Here is a 22,827-nt window from a genome sequence, read left to right on the forward strand (position 1 = left end):
GGCAACTTGAACGCTGTCGCTATCTGCAGCGTTTACTAGTTTTCTTATTCAACTTGCTATCAAGCATCCCGCTTTACTTAGCCCATAATAGGCGCTCTTAATCAGAATGACAGAAAATAATGCGCTAAAAACCAAGGTGCTGCACTCATTAAAATGGGTTGCACTAGGGCGAGCAACGACACAAACTTTACGTTGGATCTTAACATTTTGGGTTATCCGGATTTTAACACCTGAAGACTACGGTATTGTGGCAATTGCTGACATCTTGTTCAGCCTGTTAATGACGATTGCCTCAACCATTGCCATAAGTCCTCTGATACAAGCGCGGAATTTAGAGCAAAAAGCCATATCTTCGTACTTTGGCATTACGCTCTGTATCTATTCACTTTTATTCTGTGGTCAATATTTATTAGCCGACACCATCGCTAATTTGTATAACAATGCGTTCGTTGCTGATGTATTAAAAGTTAATGCGTGGTGTTTTCTATTATTAGCTCTTGAAACTGTGCCGACAGCACTACTTCGCAGGGCGATGGCCTTTAAAAAGTTAGCGCTGATTTCTGCAGTATCTAACATTGTTGCCGCAATAAGCACCCTACTACTGGCAATTTATGGTTACGGTTTTTGGGCGCTAGTCTATGGTGAAATTATTGCTATAGCGCTTAGAGTAGCCATGGTACTGATTTACCATCCCGCGCCGTGCTTGCCTACATTTCGCATTAAAGACAGCCTACCGTTAATTCGCTTTGGTGGTTTAATGTCGGTCTTCACATTAATTTGGTATGCATTTATTCATCTTGACGTTACCATCGGTGGCCTACTGCTTACCACAGCAGAAATTGGTATTTTCACTGTCGCATTAAACTTTGCGTTAATGCCACAGAAAAAGATTTTGCCGTTAATCAAAGAAATATCTTTCCCAGCATTCTCTCAGCTACAAGATCAACCAGAAAAAATCACTCATTTTATTGTCAAAGCACAGCGTTTAGGCCTTATTTTTACACTACCCATTTTCTGGGGCTTAGCCTCGGTATGTGACTACCTGTTGCCATCAATTATTGGCGTAAAGTGGAGCGCCGCTATTTTACCAACAACGTTGGTTTTAATACTGATGCCGCTGCGTTTTAGCGAGGAATTATTTCAGCCCGCAGCTAAAGCCTTGGGATATATAAAATATCTTATTATAAACACCCTCTATATGGCGGCATTTGTGTCAGTAGCGCTTTTTGCCTTAAGTAAGTTTGGTGCTACGGGTCTAGCCTTAGCTTGGCTTGTAGGCTTTCCGTTAGCCTATGCCATAGTGCTATATCGTTACAGTAAGCTGTTTAACTTTTCGATGTTGATATTTCTCAAAAGTATCAGCAAAATCATGTTTTGTGGCGTAATTATGGTTGCGATAGTCTGGTCACTAAAACTCTATTTAACCGAGGTTAACGTAACAAACCTACTATTATTGATTGCTGCTGGCACACTAAGCTATGCGTTAGGCCTGCTGCTGTTAGAGCGCCGTACAATACGGGAACTGCAGCAAGCCATATCATCACGCTAGTTATAGCAAAACTTTAATAATGATAAAAAATGCAAATACACTGAGTATCGTAAACCAAAAAATACGTACCATAATATGCTTAAGCGATGGTAACGATGACAAACCGTTATGCTTTGCCGCTTGAAAGTACTGAGCAATAGCTATTCCGGCAAATACGTAGGCCACTAAGGCGTAAGTTCGACTAAGAAAAAATGCAGCGGCGGCAAAGCCAACCATAGAATAAAACAGACAATCGCTAAGCCATTTCTGATTTTTAATTTGCTCATACTCTTTAGTAAAGGCAACTTGCTCGCGATACGACGCAAAATTTTCAGGTATCGTCGGTAAGGTAATTACGTTAATTTTTCGCTGTGGATATACCATATATAACGTTAGTAGTAAGAACATCATCCATAAACAGTAACCACTAATGCCTAACTCAGCTAAAGCTAATACGTATGAGTTATGCGCGGTAATATTGTGATGCTCGATAAAATTACCCTGGCCGACACCTAATAGTGGTTTCCATAAAAATAGTTGCATACCTTCATACCAAGAATCGACTCGACCTGCAGCAGACTCCTCGTCTACATCAATAGAGCGGAACTTCATAAAGATAAATATCAGTGCCGGTGATAATAACACCGCACTTAAAATCGTTTTAAACTTACCCCAATTTAAATAACTAAATAAACCGGCCATCGCGACAATTGACAGCAAGGCGCCACGGGAGTTAGTTAAATAAACACCATATAAAATATATGCTGCACAAAAGCCAGCTATACACTTTGTTAGCACGCCACCGCGTATAAAGAATAGAAAGACAAAAGGTAAGGTCATAACAAAAAACATACCTAAGTCATTTGGATCGTTAAAAAAACCAACATAGGTAATACGATCTAGCCAAGACAACGCACTGCCCGACCAGCCTATACCAACAGGGCTATTTTTTTGTGAAATACCGTTATTAACCATTACCATAGCCGCAGCAATAGCTATTAACATTAAAATTCTGGTACGAGCAACGGTGGTGGTTAAACCACTAAAAATAATGATCGGTAACACACCTGAAATAATAAAATTATTAGCGCTGTTAATACCTCCGGTGAGCCAGCCATTGCTTATACCCGACAAAAACATAACCGGCACTAGTAAAATACAGCAGATTACTTGCGGCGGTAATTTTTTATCTTTTTGTAAAACAAGATAACTTGCAAATGCGAGTAATAGCGCCAAGCGGATAATGGGTAAATCTTTAAATTGTTCTAGCCATTCTTGAGGACGCACCAAGATAAGCAACATATAAATACAGAGAAATAGAAAAGGTAATAAGGCGTCGGTCAGTTTCGGTGCCACTAAGCGACTATTGTTAGGTACATCTATCATTTATAACGTCCTGTCATTCTTTTTAACGTGTTTAAACATACTTGCATAACTGCACGCATGCCAAAGTACACCTCCAACTGGTAACAGGCTTCTTTGGCATTACCTAATTCTTGTTTATAACTGATATTTCCTCCCATCATAAAGTCATAATTAGCACAGTGCGAATGCTGTGCCGTCCATAAGTGCAACATCGCAGAGGGGGATAAACTGGCATAGGTTGCCGACCAACCAGCCTGATAAAAGTGCAAACAGCCTGCACTTTCCAAATAATAGTGAATTGCCGCAGGTTCATTATCAATTGTTAACACACTCATATAGCAACACTCTGGATGCTGTGTAATTAGCGCCATGTGAAATGCATTAAAGCTGTTACAACTAAATGCACCTAGTTTGCCCTGCTTTTGCCAGCGTAACTGATGCAAGCGTTTAAGCTCTGGCCAAAAAACTGCAGCCTCGTCTTGTCTTAACCAAGAAAAAACAGCTTTCTTATTGTGTTCGTAGCGCAATATTTTTTGCCATTTACGCTTAATCTGTGATGACAATGTTAAATCTATCTGTTTGCAGTTTTTATATCTAAAACCAGAACCACGAATACTTGCAAAACGAAGCAGCCTTGCTAAATGTAAAATACTGGCGTTAGCACTAATCGCGCGCCACGTAATTTTAGTAACATTAGAGGCATTAATTTTATTGGCAAGTTCAGGCAATAACCTAGCTCGCCAAGCGGGTAACATCAGCAAATCAACAAACTCAGAGGCAACTTCACATTCTTCTGGTTCACCTTGCCCCAAGGGATAGAGCACGCGTCGCTTAGCATTGGCCGCTAGCGGTTGGCTATAGCAAGGTAACAGTGCCACTAATTCATCATTACTAACAAAAACCCATACCTCTAATTGCCAATCAGGTTGCCAATAACAAAATATCCAGTGTATTAACCATGTAGGAGAGCAAAACAGCACGTCACCACACTGTTTATTCAATATATACCACTGTTGCTTAATGCTCGTTAGCTGTTCAAGCGTTGATAACTTAGACCAACCATTCTGTAGCTTATTAATTTCTAACCGCTCCAGCAACATGCTTCATTAAAGGCAAAGGAGAAATATGCCATTGTTTAGCTAGCAGATACAACCCAGCAAGAGTCCACGCCATTTCCGCATTATCTAACCAACTATTTGGCACGTTAAAAAATTCAGCAGCTTGTTGAGTTAGTGGCTTTAGTGGTTCGCTAAGCCAATATTTATGCGGCACCGGAAAGCCAAACTTAGGTAGATACATTAGCTCAGCGGTATAAAACTTTTCACCTAGCGCTCTTAAAACGGGCTTAACAAATTGCTCGCCAAAATAAAGCGCATCAGGCAATTGAGCGGCATACGACATAACCGGCCAGCAGGCAAACGGGCTGACTAACTGGATTTTCGCAGCCGATGCTAGCGTATAAAGCTCATAAAAATGATTGACTACGTCGGTAGAGAATAGGCTTTGCTTTAGCATGCGGACATTAGCGTCAAAACCATCTAATAGCGCAACATCAGTATTAAACTGCTGCAATAAAGTTTTTGGCTGTAACGTTAGCGTATTAGCTAGCGACGAATATATATCTTCAGATAACGTCAGTGCTATTTCTTCAGCAATAGCAGTATTGGTATCAAAATTGACCAGCGCTTTTACTTTAGTGCCGATGGGTAATAACGGTATTACCGTATTCACCCCAGGCAACCAATTTAGCACCTTGCGCACGGCTCTATGCTTGTTGTATCTATTGCCAAAACGTTTTACCGCACGAGAACCAAATAAGGTATCAGCACCTTCACCGTACAGAACTTTATTAAACTCACCTGACAGCTGCTTAACAAGCAACTGCAGTGATAACGCACTGTGACTTCGAGGCGCCGACGCTAACTGTTGTACAACCTCGGAAAATAACTGCGTGATGTCAGCATTTTGTATCGGAATCACTCTATGCTCAACGCCCATCTCTCTTGCGAAGGCTTTTGCGGTTTCTAGCTCTGGATTATCATGATGTTCATGCACAGGAGTTATAGCAACAACATCTAACTGTAAATAACAACATATCGCCAGCAGCACTGCTGAATCAACTCCGCCACTAAGCAATACTGCGATCTTATCGCCGGGTGTAATTGAGGCAACAATATTGTCAGCAATTAACTGCTGCACGTGCTCAACATGCTCAGCCATTGATTTACTAGTTTGTTTAACCTTAGCTGGCAATAAGCCGAAACGCATTATAGTAACTGGCGAATGAGATAGCGATAATTGCATCACCGCAGCGTGAGGCATCTTCTTCACGTTTTTAACCGCAGTATCAGTGCCGGTAAGCCAACGAAAATGCAGAGTCTCCATCACGCCGTTAGTATCAAAGTTTTTTGTTGGCAATAAATCCGCTATTACTGAAAACTCTGTGCTTAACCACAACTCAGTATTGTTTTGGTGATAGTACAGTCGTTGCCCGCCCAGCCGATCGGTAAATACGCTGCAGCGCCCATCTGCCTTATTAAACAGGACTAGATTATAAGCACCATCTAGCCGATTAAGCTCGTGTGTTAACGTTGGTGTGGTCTGCTGCAGTAATTCAAGCCAAAAGGCGGGGCCAGTATTAAAATCGGCATTATAAATGTAGCCATAAAGGATCATTACCGCCTGTTCATCTTCCCGGTATAAGCTGGCGCCACTAACGCGCAACCAATAACCTGCGGCGGAAAATAATTGCTGCGTTGAATCCTGCACAGGTTTGTTACGACTAAGATAAAGATTACCGGCGTTCAATGTACTTTAACCTTATTAACCAACGCATTAAACAGCCGTTTTAGCTGAATTTTCAACATATGAATAGAGGGTTTTGCGTCCCACCAAACATGATAAATAAAAACGTGTGGCTTAAATACATTACGTAAATAATCGATAACAATGCGCACCGTGTGTTCACCGTCTTTACGGCGAGACAAAAAATCTTCATATAAGCTGAGAAAAACCACACCACTTTTCATCTGCACGTTGTAATTAAGTGATTGCTGGCTAAGTAACTGATAATAGGCGGCAGCATTATTGACACCACAACGAGTATCAAAATAATTGCACATTCCTAACCGCGGGTTAAGTTCGATGTATTTATAGGTTCCATCGCGAACATCAAATTTAAATTCAAGCATCGCGGCACCTACATAGCCTAGCGCTTTACCTAGCTTTTTACTTAGTGCTATAACCTCAGCGTTATACTGACTTATGGCGTAGCTCGTTACGCCATAATGTGACGGCGACAACCGTAATCGATTAAAACTAAAAGCTTGAACTAATTCGGAATCATAATCAAAAAAACAGTTACAAACCCACTGGCAACTATCATCCCCGAGTATAACTTCCTGCGCAATAAGCTGCCCAAGTACCGTGCTGAACTGTTGAAAAAACTGCTGAACGTCTAGCGGATTATTAAGTATGCGGTTTTTACTGTTAAGCACCATATGTTGGTGTGAGCGAGGCTTAATAATTATCGGTAATTTTAATACTTCGAGTAAATCAGCTGAATTGGTTAATTTTTGCACCGTTGGGGGTAGTGGTAATATCGCTGCTATTTTTTTTGTTTCCAGAGCTTTATCAATCAACATCGTAGTTATGTCAGGTGACGGCAACAAAAAGCGAATATGCGCTATTAACATATCGTCATTTTCAGCTAAAAAACTGACAAACCAGTCTGATGTTGGAATAACAATAGTGCCCTGTGGCAACTTAAGTAGCTGTTGTTGTAAAAACTCTGTGCTGTTTTCTCGAGGTAAAACTATTTTTTCGCTGGGTAAACGAGAAAAGTTAATAACGTCATCTGGCGCACGGCTTATAACTATCGGGCGCACGCCAATAAGATATAGGCTTCGTGTTACACCAAGACCGTTTGGTCCTGCGCTAAGCACAACAACCATCGCTGTCATTAATTTACCGCCCACAGATCAAAACGTCGATTAACCATTTGCTTAAGGCGCCACACTGAGGATTCCTCTTCAATAGGAAAACGGCGCAATTGAAAACAATTACTCACGTTAAGCTCCCTATTAATGCCAGATACAAATGAAAACGCTAACTGGTAACCAGCTTGTTGTACCAAACGTTGTGTTTCTGGAGTAAAAGAATTGTGGCCACCAACTGGATACGCCAATGAGATTGCTGGTCGCTCCAACATAGTATCCAAACGCTGCTTTGATTGCGTCAGCTCAACTAGTTGTTGCTGGGCGGTTAAGTGCGAAAGAATATTATGCGACAGCGTATGTGATCCAATATGCATGCCATGATCGGCCATCTCTTTTAACTGGGCCCAGTTCATGAATAACTCAGTGGATTTGGGCATACTGACATTTTCAAGCTGAAGTAATCGTTTAAGCTGCGCCAGTTTCTCGGACATCACTAAGCTATTATCTTGCTTTACTGCTTTTAACAAACGCCGAACTCGCGCTGAAATAGAGCCATGCGCTACGTTAATAGGCTGCGGCCAATGTGGTAATTGAATGCTTCGCGCACCAGCATGGCGCACGATCCAGCCAACCTCGTCCCACCAGGGGATTTCTGGCTTATCGATATAATCGGTTGAAACAAAAAAGCTAGCGAAAACTCCCGCTGCTTTTAGTATCGGATAAGCAATCAGATAATTATCAATATAACCATCATCAAAGGTAATAAGTGCCAGCCGCTCTTTGATTTTACGGTTTTCTGACTGCAACCTAATAAGATCTTCAATACTAACAACATCAAATTCTTGTTTATAAAAGGCTAAATGCTGTGCAAAGCGCTCTTCAGAGCAGCTAAATACATTAGGGTCAAACTCGGAGTCTGCTGCCCTGCCAATTCGGTGATAATTAAAACAGTACAGACCACTTGGCCGACGCTGCCATTTTAAAGCCATATGTCCAGATATAACTTCAAGCATAGCTCGGCTATAACCCTTAATGCTCATACTACATTCCTTTGCCAGCCATTTCCTTGTCCTGCAATGGCTTATAACTTGGTTTAGCAATAACGTAATCTCTATAATTATTAGGATTTCCGCTTTCACCAGCTTCAGCAGCCTTTGCGATATTGTACATTTCTCTTGCACTTACATAGTGCAAAACAAAGTTCTCACCATCGTTATATTTAGTTTGTAAATGCTGACACATTTTTGCAAATGGCGCGCCAAGCAAGGTGTCCATATCTTCTTCTTGCGTGCCATGGGTATGCACCTTGATAAAAATCCATTCAGGCCGGCCTTTGACATGAATATTTGATTTTACCCAAAGATCAACACGCTCTGGTGTTGGTGGCATACTTGTGCGTACATCCGCATTTTCAATCTGTGGAAAAATGCCCTTTTTCCGAACTTTCCAATTAAGCCCTATTGGCCCAGTGATTAACATTAAATCACCCCAAGGCTTACCATTTACGCTAACTGGCCGGCCGGTATTATGCGAATTAGGCTGACCTGGGTTGTCTTTAGCATAATACAATGTATTGACCATAGCAGGTTGCGTATCACTTGGCGCTGATGGGAAGGTAAAATCAGCATAACAACCAGTTTCCTTTAATATAATTAACTCGTCGTTAACACCACACCATCGACCATCGTGCCGGCAATTATTTAAGCTCCAATTACCGTGAATAAAGCTGTAACTTAGTTTTCCGGTTACGTCATCTCGAACAAAGGCACCATGCTCACGATGCAGCATTTCCGTAAAATTAGTTAAGGTTTGCCGCAAATTGTCGCTAGTGTCATTGTCATGATGTAAATGTACTTCTATTTCACCAAAGCCTCGGTAGCATAAATCAGAGATTTTCGCTAAATGTTCGTAGCGATACTCTTCTTCTGGATAATAAAAACAGTGTTGAGGGAAACAGCCATCTGCATCAACAAACTGACCAGCAACGGCAGGATAATCATTAAACCAGCGATCTACTCGGGCCCGTTCTTGCTCAAGTGGAATATTGCGTCCCCACTGCGGCTCATAGTGATCAACAAAACAAAATAAAATATGTTTCGGACCAGTTACTGCTTGAGGCTGTGTCAATGTATGGCGAATATAATTACCTAACCAATTTTGCATGTTTTTTTTGCGTACTATAGCTACAAATACTAGCCAAGCTGCCACTGCGCCAATTATTAATAACACCCACATCACCGTTCGGTCCTCTGCCAATTACCTTGAATATTTGTCGAAAAATAACGTATAAAGCCTACGCCGAGGGCGTAATTCATTGATACAAAAAATACAATTAAAGACAGCAACATAGACAGCTGCTTACCTTGTTTATGCTGACGATAGCCATACATTGCCAGTGCGTAGAATGCCAATTGCATAACAAATAATATGGCATAGCTTGTGTGCTTAAGCAGAAACATATTGCTAAACAGTGCTATTAGCATTAAATGCGGCACGAACCAGCGCAATACTTTATGGCTGACATAGCTAAACAAGCGTATGCCATTTTTAGGATGAAACATCCAACTCATTTGAAATAGTGCTTGGTAGTTGCCTAAGCCGATACGAATGCGCCGCCCCATTTCACCCGTAATTGTCGGAGCGCTTTCTTCTAACGCAATCGCCTCGGGATCGTATTTTAAGCGATAGCCGCTGCGGGCTATTTCCATGGCAATTTTATAATCATCAACTACTGTATTCGTTGGTAATGGCTGATATAGCGCATGTCGAATAGCATAATTGGCACCATTGGCACCTAATAACGCATTAAGACGAGACTCGTGAAACTTTAACACCCGCTCATAGCGCCAATAAATGCCGTCACGGTTATTGCCGCTTTGTGCATCAACAAGTTGTAACTCACCACATACGGCGCCAACATTTGGATCAGAAAAATGTCGAACTAAACGGCGAATTGTATCGGGCTTAAATTCAGTGTTAGCGTCAGTTAACACTGTAATGTCAGTACTAACTTTACTCATTAAATCATTAAGAACACTAACTTTTCCTCTATTTTCGGTAAATAAGTAGGCAGTTAACCTTGGGTCTGTTATCGCAGCTAAAATTTCTGCAGTATTATCTTTACTGCCATCAGACCCAACTAACAACGTAAGTTTGTCGGCAGGGTAATCCTGACTAAGAATATTTTTTACTCTATCAGCAATACAACTCTCTTCGTTATAGGCTGCTATAACCACGGTTACAGCAGGTAGCGTTTCATCCGAGATTAAAGGCGCGGTGCGGCTGTTATTATTTCGCCAAATATAACGATTATCTCGCCATAGTTGTACAACACCGCTGATGCACATTAAAACGATAGGATACAAAAAGTAGCTATAAAGTATTATTAAAATACTGCTCCAAAACACCCATTCCATGGTAATACTGCCTTCCTTATATTAATTCAGCGTAAATACGGTTTTGCTGGAATACCAAGCATAGTCGCACCATCTGGAGCAGACTTAGTCACTACGGCATTCGCACCTACTTTAACGTTATTACCAATATGTACCTGGCCGATTATTTTTGCACCGGTACCAATAAAAATATCATTTTCTAGTTGGGGTGAGCGGCCTTTGTCGTCGCCGATGACAACCGCGCTCTCAATCGTAATATTCGTACCACCACGTACCTTAGAGTTTATTACTACGCCAATAGGATGCATTAGCACTAACCCTGGGCCGAAATCTGTACCGACACCAATAACGCAGCCATTTAACAGTTTATTCAGCTGATAACAAACATAGGCCAACGGCGACAGGCGAATGTACATAAACCAACGCATTAAACGATACAGTATGTTGGCACAGGTGCCGTCTGCCATAATAATTCTTAGCATACTGACGTCAGCACCGTCTTGTTTAAATATTTGCTGCTTACGCTTTAAATCTGCTTTTAGGTTGTTCATCAAGGCAACAACCCTAACAGTTGTTCTGCGTTGTGCGTCCACTGACGATGCTGCTCAATGAAGGTACGAGCGTTTTTGCCAACCTGATGTTGCTGTTGTTTATCACTCACCAACGCAAGGGTACGCGCTATACACGCCTGCCTATCATTGGCGGGGAACAACCAACCGGTTTTATTATCTTCAACTACTTCGGCAACGGGAGAAAAATCAGGAACAACCATCCCCTTAGCCATTGCCATAAACTCAAACAGTTTCATCGGCGAACCGTAGTCGTTCGAATCCGGCAAAATGCCGTAATCCATAGCACCAATATAGGTGGCAATTTCTTTATGATCGACACGCCCAGTAAGAATAATTTGCGACGTAACACCCGCCTGTTCAATACGCTGTTTAATTGGTTCGAAACTAACACCATCGCCCACTAATAACAAAACTAACTGTGGATAGTCTTTAATTCGTTCGACCATTAAATCAACAAACCAGTCAATACCATGCCAGTGTACAAAGGCGCCAACATAACCTAGCACCACCTTGTCATCGATATTTAGTTGTTGTCTTAACTTTTTAGCGCCGCAATCATCTAACACAAACTGTGTTAAATCAGCGGCATTAGGCGAGATAACCGAAGGTGCAATCTGTTGGTGTCCGGTTAACGCGACCTGTTGAAAATGGCCAGAAATAAATACTAAACCAGTCGCATTTTTAAAAATCCACGCTTCTATTTTGCGCGCAATGCCGGTGAAAAAAAGCGGACGCACTCGATGCACTAAGCAGGAATCATTGACCTCAAGTATTATGGGTTTACTATTGCGCTTTGCCCACCACACCGTAGCAAACATAAACAAAGAATAGCGCTCATAAATCAGTTCAATATCTTTACTTTTAACCTCTTTACGCAAGCGCCACAGTGCAGGTAAGTTGTAGGCCAACTCAAATAGCTCGAACACCGCTTCTGGCACATAACGGGTTAAATCGAATAACCAGCGAAGTACTGGGCTGCCTTGTTTAGCCTTGGTATTGGCGACAACAGAATCAACAGTTGCAGTCGGCGCTGGTGCTGGTGCAGCTTCAGGGTCTGCACCAGGCAGTGATAATAAGTGTACAGTGTGCCCTAGCTGGCGTAAGCCATTGGTAACACCCATAATGTGCACACCTTCAGCACCCTTACCTCGTGTTCTATGATGAAACAGAATATTCATATTAGAACTCCAATGACTTAAGTTGAAATCCCTGGCGCTGCCACGTAGGAATTAACTCTGCTAACGCATCAATACAACAATCAGCATCGTCGTGAAACAACACAATATCGCCGGCTATTACGGGTTTATCTAGCAAATTTTTAACTATTTCTCTCGGTGCCAGTTTTTTATAATCAAACGAATCGCGGCTCCAATGTACGGCTTTGATGCCCATTTTCCGTAACGACATTAGTACTCGTACCGTCCACATTCCCCTTGGCGCACGAAAAAACACGCAAGGCTGTTGCAAGATTGATTCGATAATATGCTTACTTTGATTTATTTCATCTAATTGCTGCTGGAGGTTTAATTTCGGTAACAACAGATGTTGATAACTATGATTCGCTACCGTATGACCACGCTGTGCTATTTCGCGCACCAGTTCTGGATACTGATTTGCATTTACACCAATCAGGAAAAAACTAGCTTTAGCATTAAAGGTGTCAAGCAAAGCAAGTAATTTTGGCGTAACATCAGGATGTGGGCCGTCATCAAAGGTTAAATATAACGCTTTTTGCGCAGGCGAGTATTTTCGCCGCAAAATAGTTTGAGGGATCAGCTTTCTGAGTCGCTGCGAAATGTCACTAACCCGCATTAATTGTTGTCTCCGTCTTCATTTATCGCCACCTTGGCTTATTAGCAACCACTCACCAACGGGCATACGCCGTGGTTATACACTATATTACACTGGCGTTTTAACCTAATATCTGCTTCATTTGGCTTTTGTTTTTTTGCCAATTAAATTGTAACGCGTGCTCTCGTATCGCCTGATGATCCCAAGATTTACCTAATGCCGTTTCCAAAGCAGCCGTTAAATCAAGCACATTAGCGGGCGTTACTAAAAAGCCGGTAACATCAGGTTTTACTATCTCGGGTATACCGCCAACCGCAGTGGCAACCACTGGCGTGCCGGCAGCCATAGACTCGAGCAGCACGTTAGGCACACCCTCATGATAACTAGGCAGCACAACTAACGTTGCATGCTGCATTAATGACGGCAATTTTGCATGCGCAACATTGCCAAGCATCATAACGCGCCCGGTTATACCTTGTTCACCAATATAGCGCAGCATTTGTTCTTGCATTACACCCGCACCCGCTATCACTAAGACATATGGCGAAAATGCCGGTGCTAATGCCGTAAACGCCTGCAGCAACTCCATCACGCCTTTATCTTGCTTTAGATTACCAACAAAAAGTAAGTATGGTGCACTAATTTCACGCTGGCACTCTTGATTAAACAACACATGATCAACGCCATTATACACAACCTGAATTTTCTTGGCGGCAATACCCATTGTCATCATATGGTTACGTAGCTCTTCTGATACAGAAATAATAGCTTGAGCTTTGTTTGCCGCGCTAACTATCTGCTTCGCTCTTGCTTTAACATTGCCATGTAAATGAATATCGGAACCATGTACTTTGAAAAAAAATCGACAGCCAAATAACGTAGCTAACCAACTGGTTGCAACAGCATCGGGAAACGCCCAACTAGCCAACATAACATCGGGCTTTCGCTGCTTAAGCCAGAATCCTGAGTGCAATAATAGTGATAAAAACATTGAAACCGAATAAAAACGCCTGCCAACTTTGGGCGTAAAAAAGAACGGCACATAGCGTAAGTGTTTAGTTTGCTTAACCTGTTTAATATGCTTAAACCAATCAATAAAGCTTACCGGCACCAAAATTGATAACTCGTATTCTGACTCCAACAAAGCAAATTGCTGACGATTAAAGCTCGCCCGCCCCATCTCCCACGGCAGCGGATATAAATTAGAGATAATAACTAATCGTTGCGGCGACATTAGTTTAAACCTCGCATACCGTTACCCGGTACTTACCACTTATTGTCAGAGGTATCTCATCAACAATCTCAAAAGTAATAGCAAGCTCACCGTTGCTGTAGCGATTAATTTCGTTACTTATCGCATTCTTATCAGCATCACTAACCCCGACTTTAGTAACAAGGCTAATAGTAATGGCATCAAGTTGGTTTTGCCGCACTTGAAACTTATAAATACTAACAAACTCTTTGAATAAATGCGGGAATAACTCACCTGGTATTAATTTACCAGAGCGCGTTTTAATAACATCGAGTTTACGGCCATCGACGCTGGACATAATAGGTAAAGGGTTACCGCATTCACAGGCACCGCTATGTAGCGTTGCTTTATCGCCATTTTGATAGCGTATTAGTGGCATACCGTAGTTATATAAATCGGTTAACAGCACGTCGCCACTTTCACCGACAACATTTGCACCAAACTCATTAACCGTTTCTACCACTAAGTGATCGCTATTAATGTGTAACTGCTTACGTTGTTGGCACTCGGCCGCTATTAGCATCACTTCTCTGCAGCCATAGGTATTATAAACACTGCAATTAAATGCTTGCTCAATTACCGCTCTTTGATACGGATAAAGTGGTTCGGCGCCGGTAAGAATGCTACTAGGTTTATGCACCGGGATCTTGTGCTCTAGTATATATTGCGCCAGTTCATACAACGGATTAACGTAGGCCACCATAGCGTCAGCGCGATAGGAATTCATTTGCGCAATATATTGCGGCATATTTTCTGGTGACATTGAAAACGAATTCAGCATCTTACGGTTATACAACCAATGGTAAACTTGCTCTTTTATTCTGCGGGGTAATGACGCCTGACCAATACTTGCGCCCCACAAATATAATGTGCGCTCCCCTAACCCAGCACCAAGCCAACTGTAGCCGCGCCACATAACGGCTTCTCGCCTCACATTGCTGTCTAGGTTTAATTCAATAGTAAGAGGTTGCCCGGTAGAGCCACCGGTTGACTTAACGATATTATTTTGAAAGTTTTTAGCTTTAATTGCGTCGTAGTTAAGGCGAATGTCGTCTTTGGTGAGCACCGGTAATTGGCGAAACTGAGCAAGTGTATCCACAGTACGAATATCATCTATTCCGGCTTGTTGCCAGCGCGTTCGATAATAGGCACAGTTATCAAAACTATGTTTTAACAAATTGCTTAATGCTTGCCATTGCAAACGTTCTAGCGACTCTGGGCTGAGTTTTAGATTGTCGGTATATTGGTTAAGATAACCTAATAATGGTTTTTCCTTTACCATTGCCATAGCAGGCAACACGACACCACGAAGCAATTGTGGGTATAGTTTCATGTATTACGCATCCATTCGCAATTTTACAGAGTTTTAACGCTTGTTCTGCTCAGTTTAACCTTAAGCGAGCACAGAGTATAAACGAAAGCACGCGTTACAACCAACAGTTGATTATTAATGGTTTACACGTCAAACTCGGATAAAACGCGAGACGACGTTTTATTGCGCCCCAGAGAATAGCCGTTACGGAGTGTCATGGATGACCATTAAGCATGCTAATACCTTGTTTCTTTTACTTATATTATTTTTAAGCTACAGTATTTTTCTTTATCCGCAAATTATTTCTGATTGGCGCACCTACAGCTTTGATGATGGCACTTACTCACATGCTTACTTAATGCCGTTTGTTATTGCCACCTTGCTTTGGCAGCAACGCAATAATTTAAAAATAAAATTTAATGTAGTTTATCTTATCGCGGCTATCACCTTGGCTTTGGTATTAGCCATTAGCATTACTGCACAGCAAATTAGCTTAACTCGGCTTATTTTTCCGCTATACGTTATTCTGTTATTTTGTAGCCTACTTAAACCTTCGACTGCCTTCATAGTGCCTCTGGCATTATTATGGTTTATTTCGCCATTTTGGGGCAGCTTAGTTGCGCCATTGCAATATATTGCTGTACTTATTACCACCTTTTGTATGCAATTAACCCATATCCCTATATTTGTTGACGGCAATTTTATTCAAATTCCTCAGGGCGTTTTTGAGATTGCTGAAGGTTGCAGCGGCCTACGCTATTTTATTGTGTCTCTAGCTCTTAGCACCCTGCTGTGTCATCTGCACTTACGCAAATTGCGCAATATGTTGCTGGTTACCTTGTTTGCCATCGTTGGGGCTATAGTGGTAAATGGCATTCGTATCGTGCTTATTATTCTTATTGGCTATTACACCGATATGCAAAGCTCAATTGTAAAAGATCACAATATGTTCGGGTGGTTTTTATATATACCCTTTATTATTATTTTATTTTATATCGTTGGTAAGCTCGAGCCATTACCAGAAACCAAAGAACAAGCTTACGTGCCATTAAAACTTCCGGGCCGTGGCGTTTTTGTTGTCATTGTCAGTAGCCTAATTGTATCTGGTATTTCATTAAAGCTAGTCATGCAGCAATATCCTCTATTCGATTATAGCGTCGCAGAAATTACTGAAGTAGACACCAATACTACCCCTGCGGCAGCTATTGCGTCATACAGCGAAAAGCAGCGCGAAAACATACAAATTAATGGTATTGACGTGATAATAGAGCACTATAAATTTGCGGGACGACATGATGCTGACCGCGCCGATTATTATCTAAACAAACTTATTCCCAACAGCTGGCATAAAACAAACAATCAGCTAACAGCCAATAGTCAGCTACTTTGGTTAAGTGATGGCAGTGGCAACACAGCATTATTACAATACTGGTATGAGGCTAACGGTCAACCTACCGGATCAATTAAAGAATATAAACGTAATCGCATAAAACAGGCGCTCAAGCTTGATGCAACCTCTGCGTTACATTGGCAGTTTGTTTACTGTAAAAGTGTTCAATGTCGTGACGAGGTGGCAATATTAAAACGTTATAGTAATAACGTTAAGAATTAAAAATTAGCCTCTCAGTAAATATTGAAGCTAACATTAATACGTTATCATTAGCATAATGAGATGTTGTAATTCAATTTGGCATTACTGCCAAAGAAATATCTGGATAACTATATCAACACAAGGAACGGGATATGAAACGCTTCACCAGACTTAGCACTGCAGTTATTATCGGCCTATCTCTAACTGCATGTGGCCAAAAAAGTAGCGAAGAACACTTTCAAGCCGCGCAAAAATTCTTAGCTAACGATCAACTTAATAGTGCTCTAGTCGAGCTAAAGTCGGCATTACAGCAAGATCCTAAACGTGCAGACTACCGCTTAGCATTAGCTGAGCTCTATGTTAAAGCCGGCGCAATAGACGATGCGATTAAAGAATATCAGCGCGCTAGTGAATACAGCGACAATAATCAAAAATTTATTCAAGACTATATCAACATTTTATATCTGAATACTAATTACAGCAGTATTTTAGAGCTAACTGACAACATTCAAGCTTACCCAAAACCACTACAAGATTACTTACTGATATATAAAGCGTTAGCCGAAGCTGAACTAGGTAGTACAGAAAATGCAACGATCTTGTTTAAACAGTTAGCACTATCTGAGCAAGAGGACGTGGCTAATTTTGCTAACGGTTTTGAAGCTTTAGCCAAAAACGAGCTCGATGATGTAAAGCGGCATTTAACCGCAATCCCCGCAGCGTCACCTTTATATTTGCAGTCTATTTATATAAGAAGTAAATTAGCGCTAACCGAGAACGACACCATAGGTGCTATTGCACTACTTGAAGAATACTCAAGTGCACAGCCTTATCACTTATTGCCCCAATTACTATTAGCCCAGTCCTATGTGAAAAGCGGTCAACTTAAGCAAGCAGATGAAATGCTACAACCCTTGCTTAAAAAAGTGCCTCAGCAACCCTTAGTAAATTATTTTAGTGCTATTGTTGCCTATGACAAGAAAGACTACCCCAAAGCCAGAGACTATATTGATAAAGCAATTAGTAACGGCTTTAGTACGCCACCTGCGCGAATACTCGCGGCATTAATTGCAGTTAACTTGCAGCTAGAAAACGTTGCGTTAAATCATTTAGAGACTATTAAAAACACATTAAGCAGCTATCCAAGCATTGAAAATTTGTATGCTAAATTAATGCTTAACGCGGGCAACACCGATGTTGCACAACAGCTTCTGTCAGAAAAAGAGTTGCAACAGTCTGACATTCAGCTGCTTGCTGCTACCGCTTTTGAACTGACCAAACAAGGCAGTGTTGAAGCGGCACAAAATTTATTAGCCCAATACCGCACTAACGAACCACTATCAGCTAACGAACTGACCACACTTGGTGCCATTCAACTTAGAATGTCAGGTCAACGTGACACTGCGGTACGCTCACTTGAACAAGCGCTGCAACTAGACCCAGAGAGCGATCAAGCAAGGGTATTATTGTTAAGTGCTTATGTAAAACAACAAGAATACACCAAAGCAATGGCATTAGCTGACGAGTGGATAGCTGATGAGGAGCATCGCACCGCAGGCCGCAACATGAAGGCCTATATCGCAATAATCAGTGGCCAACTAAAAGTCGCTGCTGAGCAAATAGATCAAGTGTTAGCGACTTCACCAAAGAACAGTCTTGCACGTTTGCTGCAGGCCTCACTGGCAGCTGAAGAAGGTAATACGAAACTATCACAACAAAGATTTCAAGCGTTATTGGATGACGAACCGCAAAATATCCAAGCGTTAGAGCAATACCTGGCACTTAGCAAACGTCAAAGTGATGTAGCCGACGCAACCCTGCGCATAAATAAAGCTCACAGCGCCGAGCCACAGAATTACAATTTAACACTAACCTTAGCCACACTTAAACACGGTACTGCTGATTATAAAGCCACGTTAGATTTGCTAAACAGCATTAAAGTCGGGCAAAAAGACTGGTTGCCCGCACATTGGGCTTATCTAATTGATACGCTGCTTCGTCTTAACAACCCAGCTCAAGCATTACAAAGTGCACAAGCTTGGTACACTAGGCAGCCAAATTCAAATATGGCCGCGCAAGCCTACATGCAAACGCTATATGCAAATAAGGACTACGAGGCGGCACTTAAAATTGCTGATAAACTATTACTAACGCAACCTGAGCATTTAAAGTTTATTGGTATAAAATTACAGATGTTAGATGAGGGTAATTTTAATCAACAACTGATTAATTACAACAACACACTGCCTGATCCAATACAGCAACGACCCGAAGTTCTGTATTTTCTTGGCAAAGCGTTAGCAAAATTACAAAATTATGACGACGCAGAACGTATATTATTGCAAAGTTATACCAAACAACCGCATATCAAAACGGCTTTATTTCTTGCCGAGTTATACGGCCGCCAAAACAACGCCAATAAAGGTATAAGCTTTATTGAGCAGCATATTAAGCTGCAAGGTGATGCACCGCCATTACAAGCAATGCTGGCACAGCTATCTTTAACAACAAACGCTGAACTCGCTATAACAACCTATGAAACCATGCTTAAAGAGCAACCCGACAATGTACTAGCACTGAATAACCTCGCGTGGTTAATGCTTGAAAAAGGCGAAACCCAAAGCGCGTTAAAATATGCAAAGAAAGCCTACGAACTTAGACCCAGCCATCCTGACGTATTAGACACCTACGGAAAAATTTTGCTAGATACTGATGATGCTCAACAAGCAAAAACCATGTTTGAAGCATCACTTAAAGCTCGACCAAATAGCCCAGAAGTGCAAATGCATTATGCTGAAGCGCTAGTAAAGACAGGCAATAAAGAAAAGGCAAAAAATCTGCTAGAACAACTGGCAGATAGCACTGAACAGGCTGCGAAAGTATCGGCGCTAATTAAGAAGTTGGGCTTATAATAACGGTAAAAAAGCCACCGCAATGCGGTGGCTTTCAATTAGTAAATACTAACTATTTAATAAGTTTACGACGATTTAACAGTAATAAACCTAAACCTAAAATACCAAGTGTTGCTGGTTCTGGTACCTGTGTAGCGGTTACTCTAGCTTGCACAAACAAATTATTCGTTGCCGACTCACGAGTATAAAGCGTGTTATCAGCAACAATAAAACCTACACCACCAAATAAACGAAATTCTATATTGTAAGTGTAACCATCAATAGTAAAGCTAAGTGGTGCTGGTAAACCAGAGATCTCAAAAAAATCATCACAAACAGAACCTAATGGATTGGGTGCTGGGCAAGGGTTAGTATTCGTGGTTTCAGTAAATTGAATACCAAAATTACCAAACGCAGGTGCCGAGACAAACGGTGATACAATTTGAAAAGATGACAGTAGGTTCAAATCTCTAAGCGTGGTTGCCGGAGACGGTAAGACATAATTTCTATGCGTAATCTCACCGGTATTTACCCAGCCTCCATTCGTCATTAATGTATCTGAAATGGACGCAATATCTAAGCCACTTGGGCCTGCGCCACCATTACTAAACCAATCAACCGTAGTATAACCATCAGGACCTAATTCTTGCGCGCCAGAAAAAGTTAAGCCACAGGCGTTAACGCCAGGTAATGCGCCAGAATTACAATTTGCTGAAGTATTGGTTTGTGAATTGTACGTTGTCGCAGTGCCATCGGCTAACCAGCCACTTGATGTAGCAAAGTCGAATGAGCCAATTAATGCTGCCTGCACGCTACCGCTGAGTAATGCTAAACCTCCAACGGTTGCGAGCAAAGATTTTTTGCTGTTCATAACGCCTCCATTTGTTATTGGGTTTATGCCAGCCACCTAATACTGCACTTCACGACTGGTACAGCATTAAAGGTGCATATACTAGACCAGTTTTAATTTATCAATGTTATTATATACTTGTTAAATCACACCTGAGAAAAATTTGCACATTTGTAAAATAAATGGACATTTGTTGGCTATTTCGAGTTTAGTAAGCGTAATTTGAAATCCGTTATTATTACTGCAATCTGCTTTTTGATTTGCTTCAGTAGCTGTTTCCTGTCGTAAGCTTTACAAAGCTTAGCAACTTCTTTTGCTAACTCGGCCTTATTGTTTTGCACGGCACTGTCATAAATATCTTGCCACATATGGTATATGCCCGGCGTCCATATTTGCACTGCACGTAATTTTTTTGGCGCTAACACGGGCAACGCCGCAGATTGTTTATCAAGAGTTGCAAGTGCAGCCATGGTACGTAAACATTTTTCGCACTCTCCGCAGTTAAATTGGCTAGATGCATTACACACCCTTAAATAATTTAATGCTTGATCAGAGTTAGCAATAGCTGCAGTTTTTTTCATCCTACTGATCATGCCATGATGAATGACATTGGTCAGGGCATTTGACAATAAGGGATCAGTCAAAGGATGAGTAATAAAGGGTTCTAGTTCGCGCGCATCATGGCTAGCGGGTACATATAAGTTACAAAGGCCTAGCGCCAAGCTATAGCTGATAAGCAAAACTATTTGGCAGCGTTTTGCTGATAACTCAGGAAAAGCGTCTCTAAAATTTGTCTCCATTACAATAAGGTTTTTATCATAATGCAGCGCAAACTGTTGTGCTGCACTTAGTGCTTTTTCACAACGTTCATGCTCACCTAATTGGATATCTAAACCAAGACAAAAAATAAGATGATTAATATTATTTTTTAGTTCAAAAAATGAATAACTTGCATCGACACCGCCAGAATAAAATACGGCGTTATCGCTTGGCGCAACAGCATTGTCGTGCAGCTGTTGTTCGGGAATGAGTATGTTGACCCATTGTAGATCATCAAACCAAGACACAAAATACTGCTGAAACTGCGCTAAGTTGCTTAGTAGCGCTTTACTAACCTTAAAGCTCTCATCAACGGTTAATTCTTCACCAAGCAACATAGCTGGCATTAAACAACTAGTAAATGCCGCATCGGCTGCAGCAGGCAAGCTGTGCTCAGTGCCAGTGAAAGTGATTTTAAGTACACGGTTATCTGCTTTCCAACTCATAACAACGCGGTTGCCACTGGTCTCTAACGTTAAAGCAGATAATTTCATCTTATTAATCCCTTAATATGTTATGGCATAGGTTTATTATCTTGCGGTATTACTGTGCCTTATAATACAAAAAAGCCAGCAAATTGCTGGCTTTTTTAGTTGTCATTTTATTACGCTTTTTTACGACGGCCGCTTAGCATTAATAAGCCTAAACCTAACACAGCAATAGTAGCTGGTTCTGGTACAGTTACTAAACGAGCTTGTACGAATAAATTGTTATCAGAATTTTCTGCCGTACGTAGCATGTTTTCATCAATTATAAAACCTGTATTCACATCACCCCATAAGCGGAATTCAATAACGTATTTCTGGCCACCAAAGGTAAAGGTAATTGGTACCGGAATACCAGAAATGTTGAAGTAATCATCACACGGTGTAGTTGAAAACTGTATATCTGTATCACAATAGCCGTACTGATTATTAAACGTTTCGGTAAAATTAAGACCAAACACTGAACCAGTTTGAGCCATAAACGGGCTAACAATATCAAACATTGTGAATAAGTTTAATTCAGCTAATGTTTTAGTGCCCGATACTACTTGACGGTTACGGTGCGTGATCATACCGGTGTCAACCCAACCAGCATCAGCGTCTAACACACCATTATACGATACGATATCTAAACCGCTAGGCTGACCCGCGACACGCGGAGTACCCCAGTTGACAGAGGTGTAAGCATCATTAATTCCGGCAGAGGCGTCGTAAAACTCTAAGCCACAACCATTTAACGCATTAGTTGCACCAGCTGCACAATTATGTATTGTTTCTACACCGTTTTTATGACGGGTTTTCGGTGCATAGCCATCGTAAGTTAAACCGTCAGCTAACCAACCGCTAGACGTTTCAAATGAAATACTAAATGCTGCTGCCGATACTGACGCACTACACGCTAATAAAGCTGCACTTCCAAGTGCTGTTACCAAAAAACCTACTCTTGATTTCATGACATCTCCGTTTTACTTAACTTATTATAATTATGCGTGTAACACTAACACACACTACTCCTAGCATTATGCAGCTACCGTGCCA

General features: G+C 41.4%; 18 protein-coding genes. 3 read left to right on the forward strand and 15 right to left on the reverse strand.

From position 1 onward, the window contains the following. Positions 1-106 precede the first annotated feature (106 nt). Positions 107-1,549 carry an oligosaccharide flippase family protein gene (locus tag E0Z06_RS08785; protein ID WP_132583821.1) on the forward strand — a complete coding sequence of 481 codons (1,443 nt, stop codon included), beginning with the start codon at positions 107-109 and terminating at the stop codon, positions 1,547-1,549. Here the strand turns inward: E0Z06_RS08785 and E0Z06_RS08790 are convergent, their stop codons facing one another. The 12 genes from E0Z06_RS08790 to E0Z06_RS08845 form a co-directional block, all read right to left on the reverse strand. Further along, positions 1,550-2,914, reverse strand: coding sequence for an O-antigen ligase family protein (locus E0Z06_RS08790; protein WP_132583823.1), 1,365 nt, complete (start codon positions 2,912-2,914; stop codon positions 1,550-1,552). It abuts the gene before it with no gap. Continuing rightward, positions 2,911-3,894, reverse strand: a complete 984-nt coding sequence (locus E0Z06_RS08795) for a GNAT family N-acetyltransferase (RefSeq protein WP_165907387.1) — start codon at positions 3,892-3,894, stop codon at positions 2,911-2,913. The genes E0Z06_RS08790 and E0Z06_RS08795 overlap by 4 nt, the downstream gene beginning before the upstream one ends. A gap of 73 nt (positions 3,895-3,967) precedes the next feature. Then, positions 3,968-5,662, reverse strand: a complete 1,695-nt coding sequence (locus E0Z06_RS08800; RefSeq protein ID WP_132583827.1) for an asparagine synthetase B family protein — start codon at positions 5,660-5,662, stop codon at positions 3,968-3,970. 35 nt (positions 5,663-5,697) lie between these two features. After that, on the reverse strand, positions 5,698-6,855 hold the full coding sequence (locus E0Z06_RS08805; RefSeq protein WP_132583829.1) for a hypothetical protein: 1,158 nt from the start codon (positions 6,853-6,855) through the stop codon (positions 5,698-5,700). After that, positions 6,855-7,871 (reverse strand): polysaccharide deacetylase family protein, encoded by a 1,017-nt coding sequence (locus E0Z06_RS08810; protein ID WP_132583831.1) that lies wholly within the window; start codon positions 7,869-7,871, stop codon positions 6,855-6,857. The genes E0Z06_RS08805 and E0Z06_RS08810 overlap by 1 nt, the downstream gene beginning before the upstream one ends. A 1-nt stretch (position 7,872) precedes the next feature. Continuing rightward, positions 7,873-8,994, reverse strand: a complete 1,122-nt coding sequence (locus E0Z06_RS08815; RefSeq protein ID WP_207903059.1) for a hypothetical protein — start codon at positions 8,992-8,994, stop codon at positions 7,873-7,875. A 71-nt stretch (positions 8,995-9,065) separates the two neighbouring features. Further along, the gene (locus tag E0Z06_RS08820; protein ID WP_132583835.1) at positions 9,066-10,247 is read right to left on the reverse strand and encodes a glycosyltransferase family 2 protein; all 1,182 of its coding nucleotides are present in this window, start codon (positions 10,245-10,247) and stop codon (positions 9,066-9,068) included. Positions 10,248-10,273: 26 nt separating this feature from the next. Further along, a complete protein-coding gene (locus tag E0Z06_RS08825; protein WP_132583837.1) occupies positions 10,274-10,777 on the reverse strand; it encodes a serine acetyltransferase in 504 nt (167 codons plus the stop codon). Then, positions 10,777-11,976 carry a glycosyltransferase gene (locus E0Z06_RS08830; protein WP_132583839.1) on the reverse strand — a complete coding sequence of 400 codons (1,200 nt, stop codon included), beginning with the start codon at positions 11,974-11,976 and terminating at the stop codon, positions 10,777-10,779. The genes E0Z06_RS08825 and E0Z06_RS08830 overlap by 1 nt, the downstream gene beginning before the upstream one ends. A gap of 1 nt (position 11,977) precedes the next feature. Continuing rightward, positions 11,978-12,610 carry a polysaccharide deacetylase family protein gene (locus E0Z06_RS08835; RefSeq protein WP_132583841.1) on the reverse strand — a complete coding sequence of 211 codons (633 nt, stop codon included), beginning with the start codon at positions 12,608-12,610 and terminating at the stop codon, positions 11,978-11,980. A gap of 100 nt (positions 12,611-12,710) precedes the next feature. Further along, entirely contained in the window at positions 12,711-13,823 is a 1,113-nt protein-coding gene (locus tag E0Z06_RS08840; RefSeq protein WP_132583843.1) for a glycosyltransferase, read from the reverse strand. A gap of 4 nt (positions 13,824-13,827) precedes the next feature. After that, entirely contained in the window at positions 13,828-15,174 is a 1,347-nt protein-coding gene (locus E0Z06_RS08845) for a phenylacetate--CoA ligase family protein (RefSeq protein WP_132583845.1), read from the reverse strand. 199 nt (positions 15,175-15,373) lie between these two features. Here E0Z06_RS08845 and xrt point away from each other — a divergent pair, with 199 nt between their 5' ends. Further along, entirely contained in the window at positions 15,374-16,765 is a 1,392-nt protein-coding gene (xrt, locus tag E0Z06_RS08850; protein WP_132583847.1) for an exosortase, read from the forward strand. A 131-nt stretch (positions 16,766-16,896) separates the two neighbouring features. Continuing rightward, on the forward strand, positions 16,897-19,656 hold the full coding sequence (gene prsT / locus E0Z06_RS08855) for an XrtA/PEP-CTERM system TPR-repeat protein PrsT (RefSeq protein ID WP_132583849.1): 2,760 nt from the start codon (positions 16,897-16,899) through the stop codon (positions 19,654-19,656). A gap of 52 nt (positions 19,657-19,708) precedes the next feature. On the opposite strand, the gene E0Z06_RS08860 is transcribed toward prsT, so the two are convergent. From E0Z06_RS08860 to E0Z06_RS08870, 3 genes are all read right to left on the reverse strand, one after another. Further along, positions 19,709-20,506 carry a THxN family PEP-CTERM protein gene (locus E0Z06_RS08860; protein WP_132583851.1) on the reverse strand — a complete coding sequence of 266 codons (798 nt, stop codon included), beginning with the start codon at positions 20,504-20,506 and terminating at the stop codon, positions 19,709-19,711. 176 nt (positions 20,507-20,682) lie between these two features. Continuing rightward, complete coding sequence (locus tag E0Z06_RS08865) at positions 20,683-21,798, reverse strand: hypothetical protein (protein ID WP_132583853.1); 1,116 nt, start codon at positions 21,796-21,798, stop codon at positions 20,683-20,685. Positions 21,799-21,908: 110 nt separating this feature from the next. Continuing rightward, entirely contained in the window at positions 21,909-22,742 is an 834-nt protein-coding gene (locus E0Z06_RS08870) for a THxN family PEP-CTERM protein (RefSeq protein ID WP_132583855.1), read from the reverse strand. Positions 22,743-22,827 lie beyond the last annotated feature (85 nt).

It is taken from the genome of Rheinheimera sp. D18, assembly GCF_004345025.1.
GTDB lineage: Bacteria > Pseudomonadota > Gammaproteobacteria > Enterobacterales > Alteromonadaceae > Alishewanella > Alishewanella metallidurans.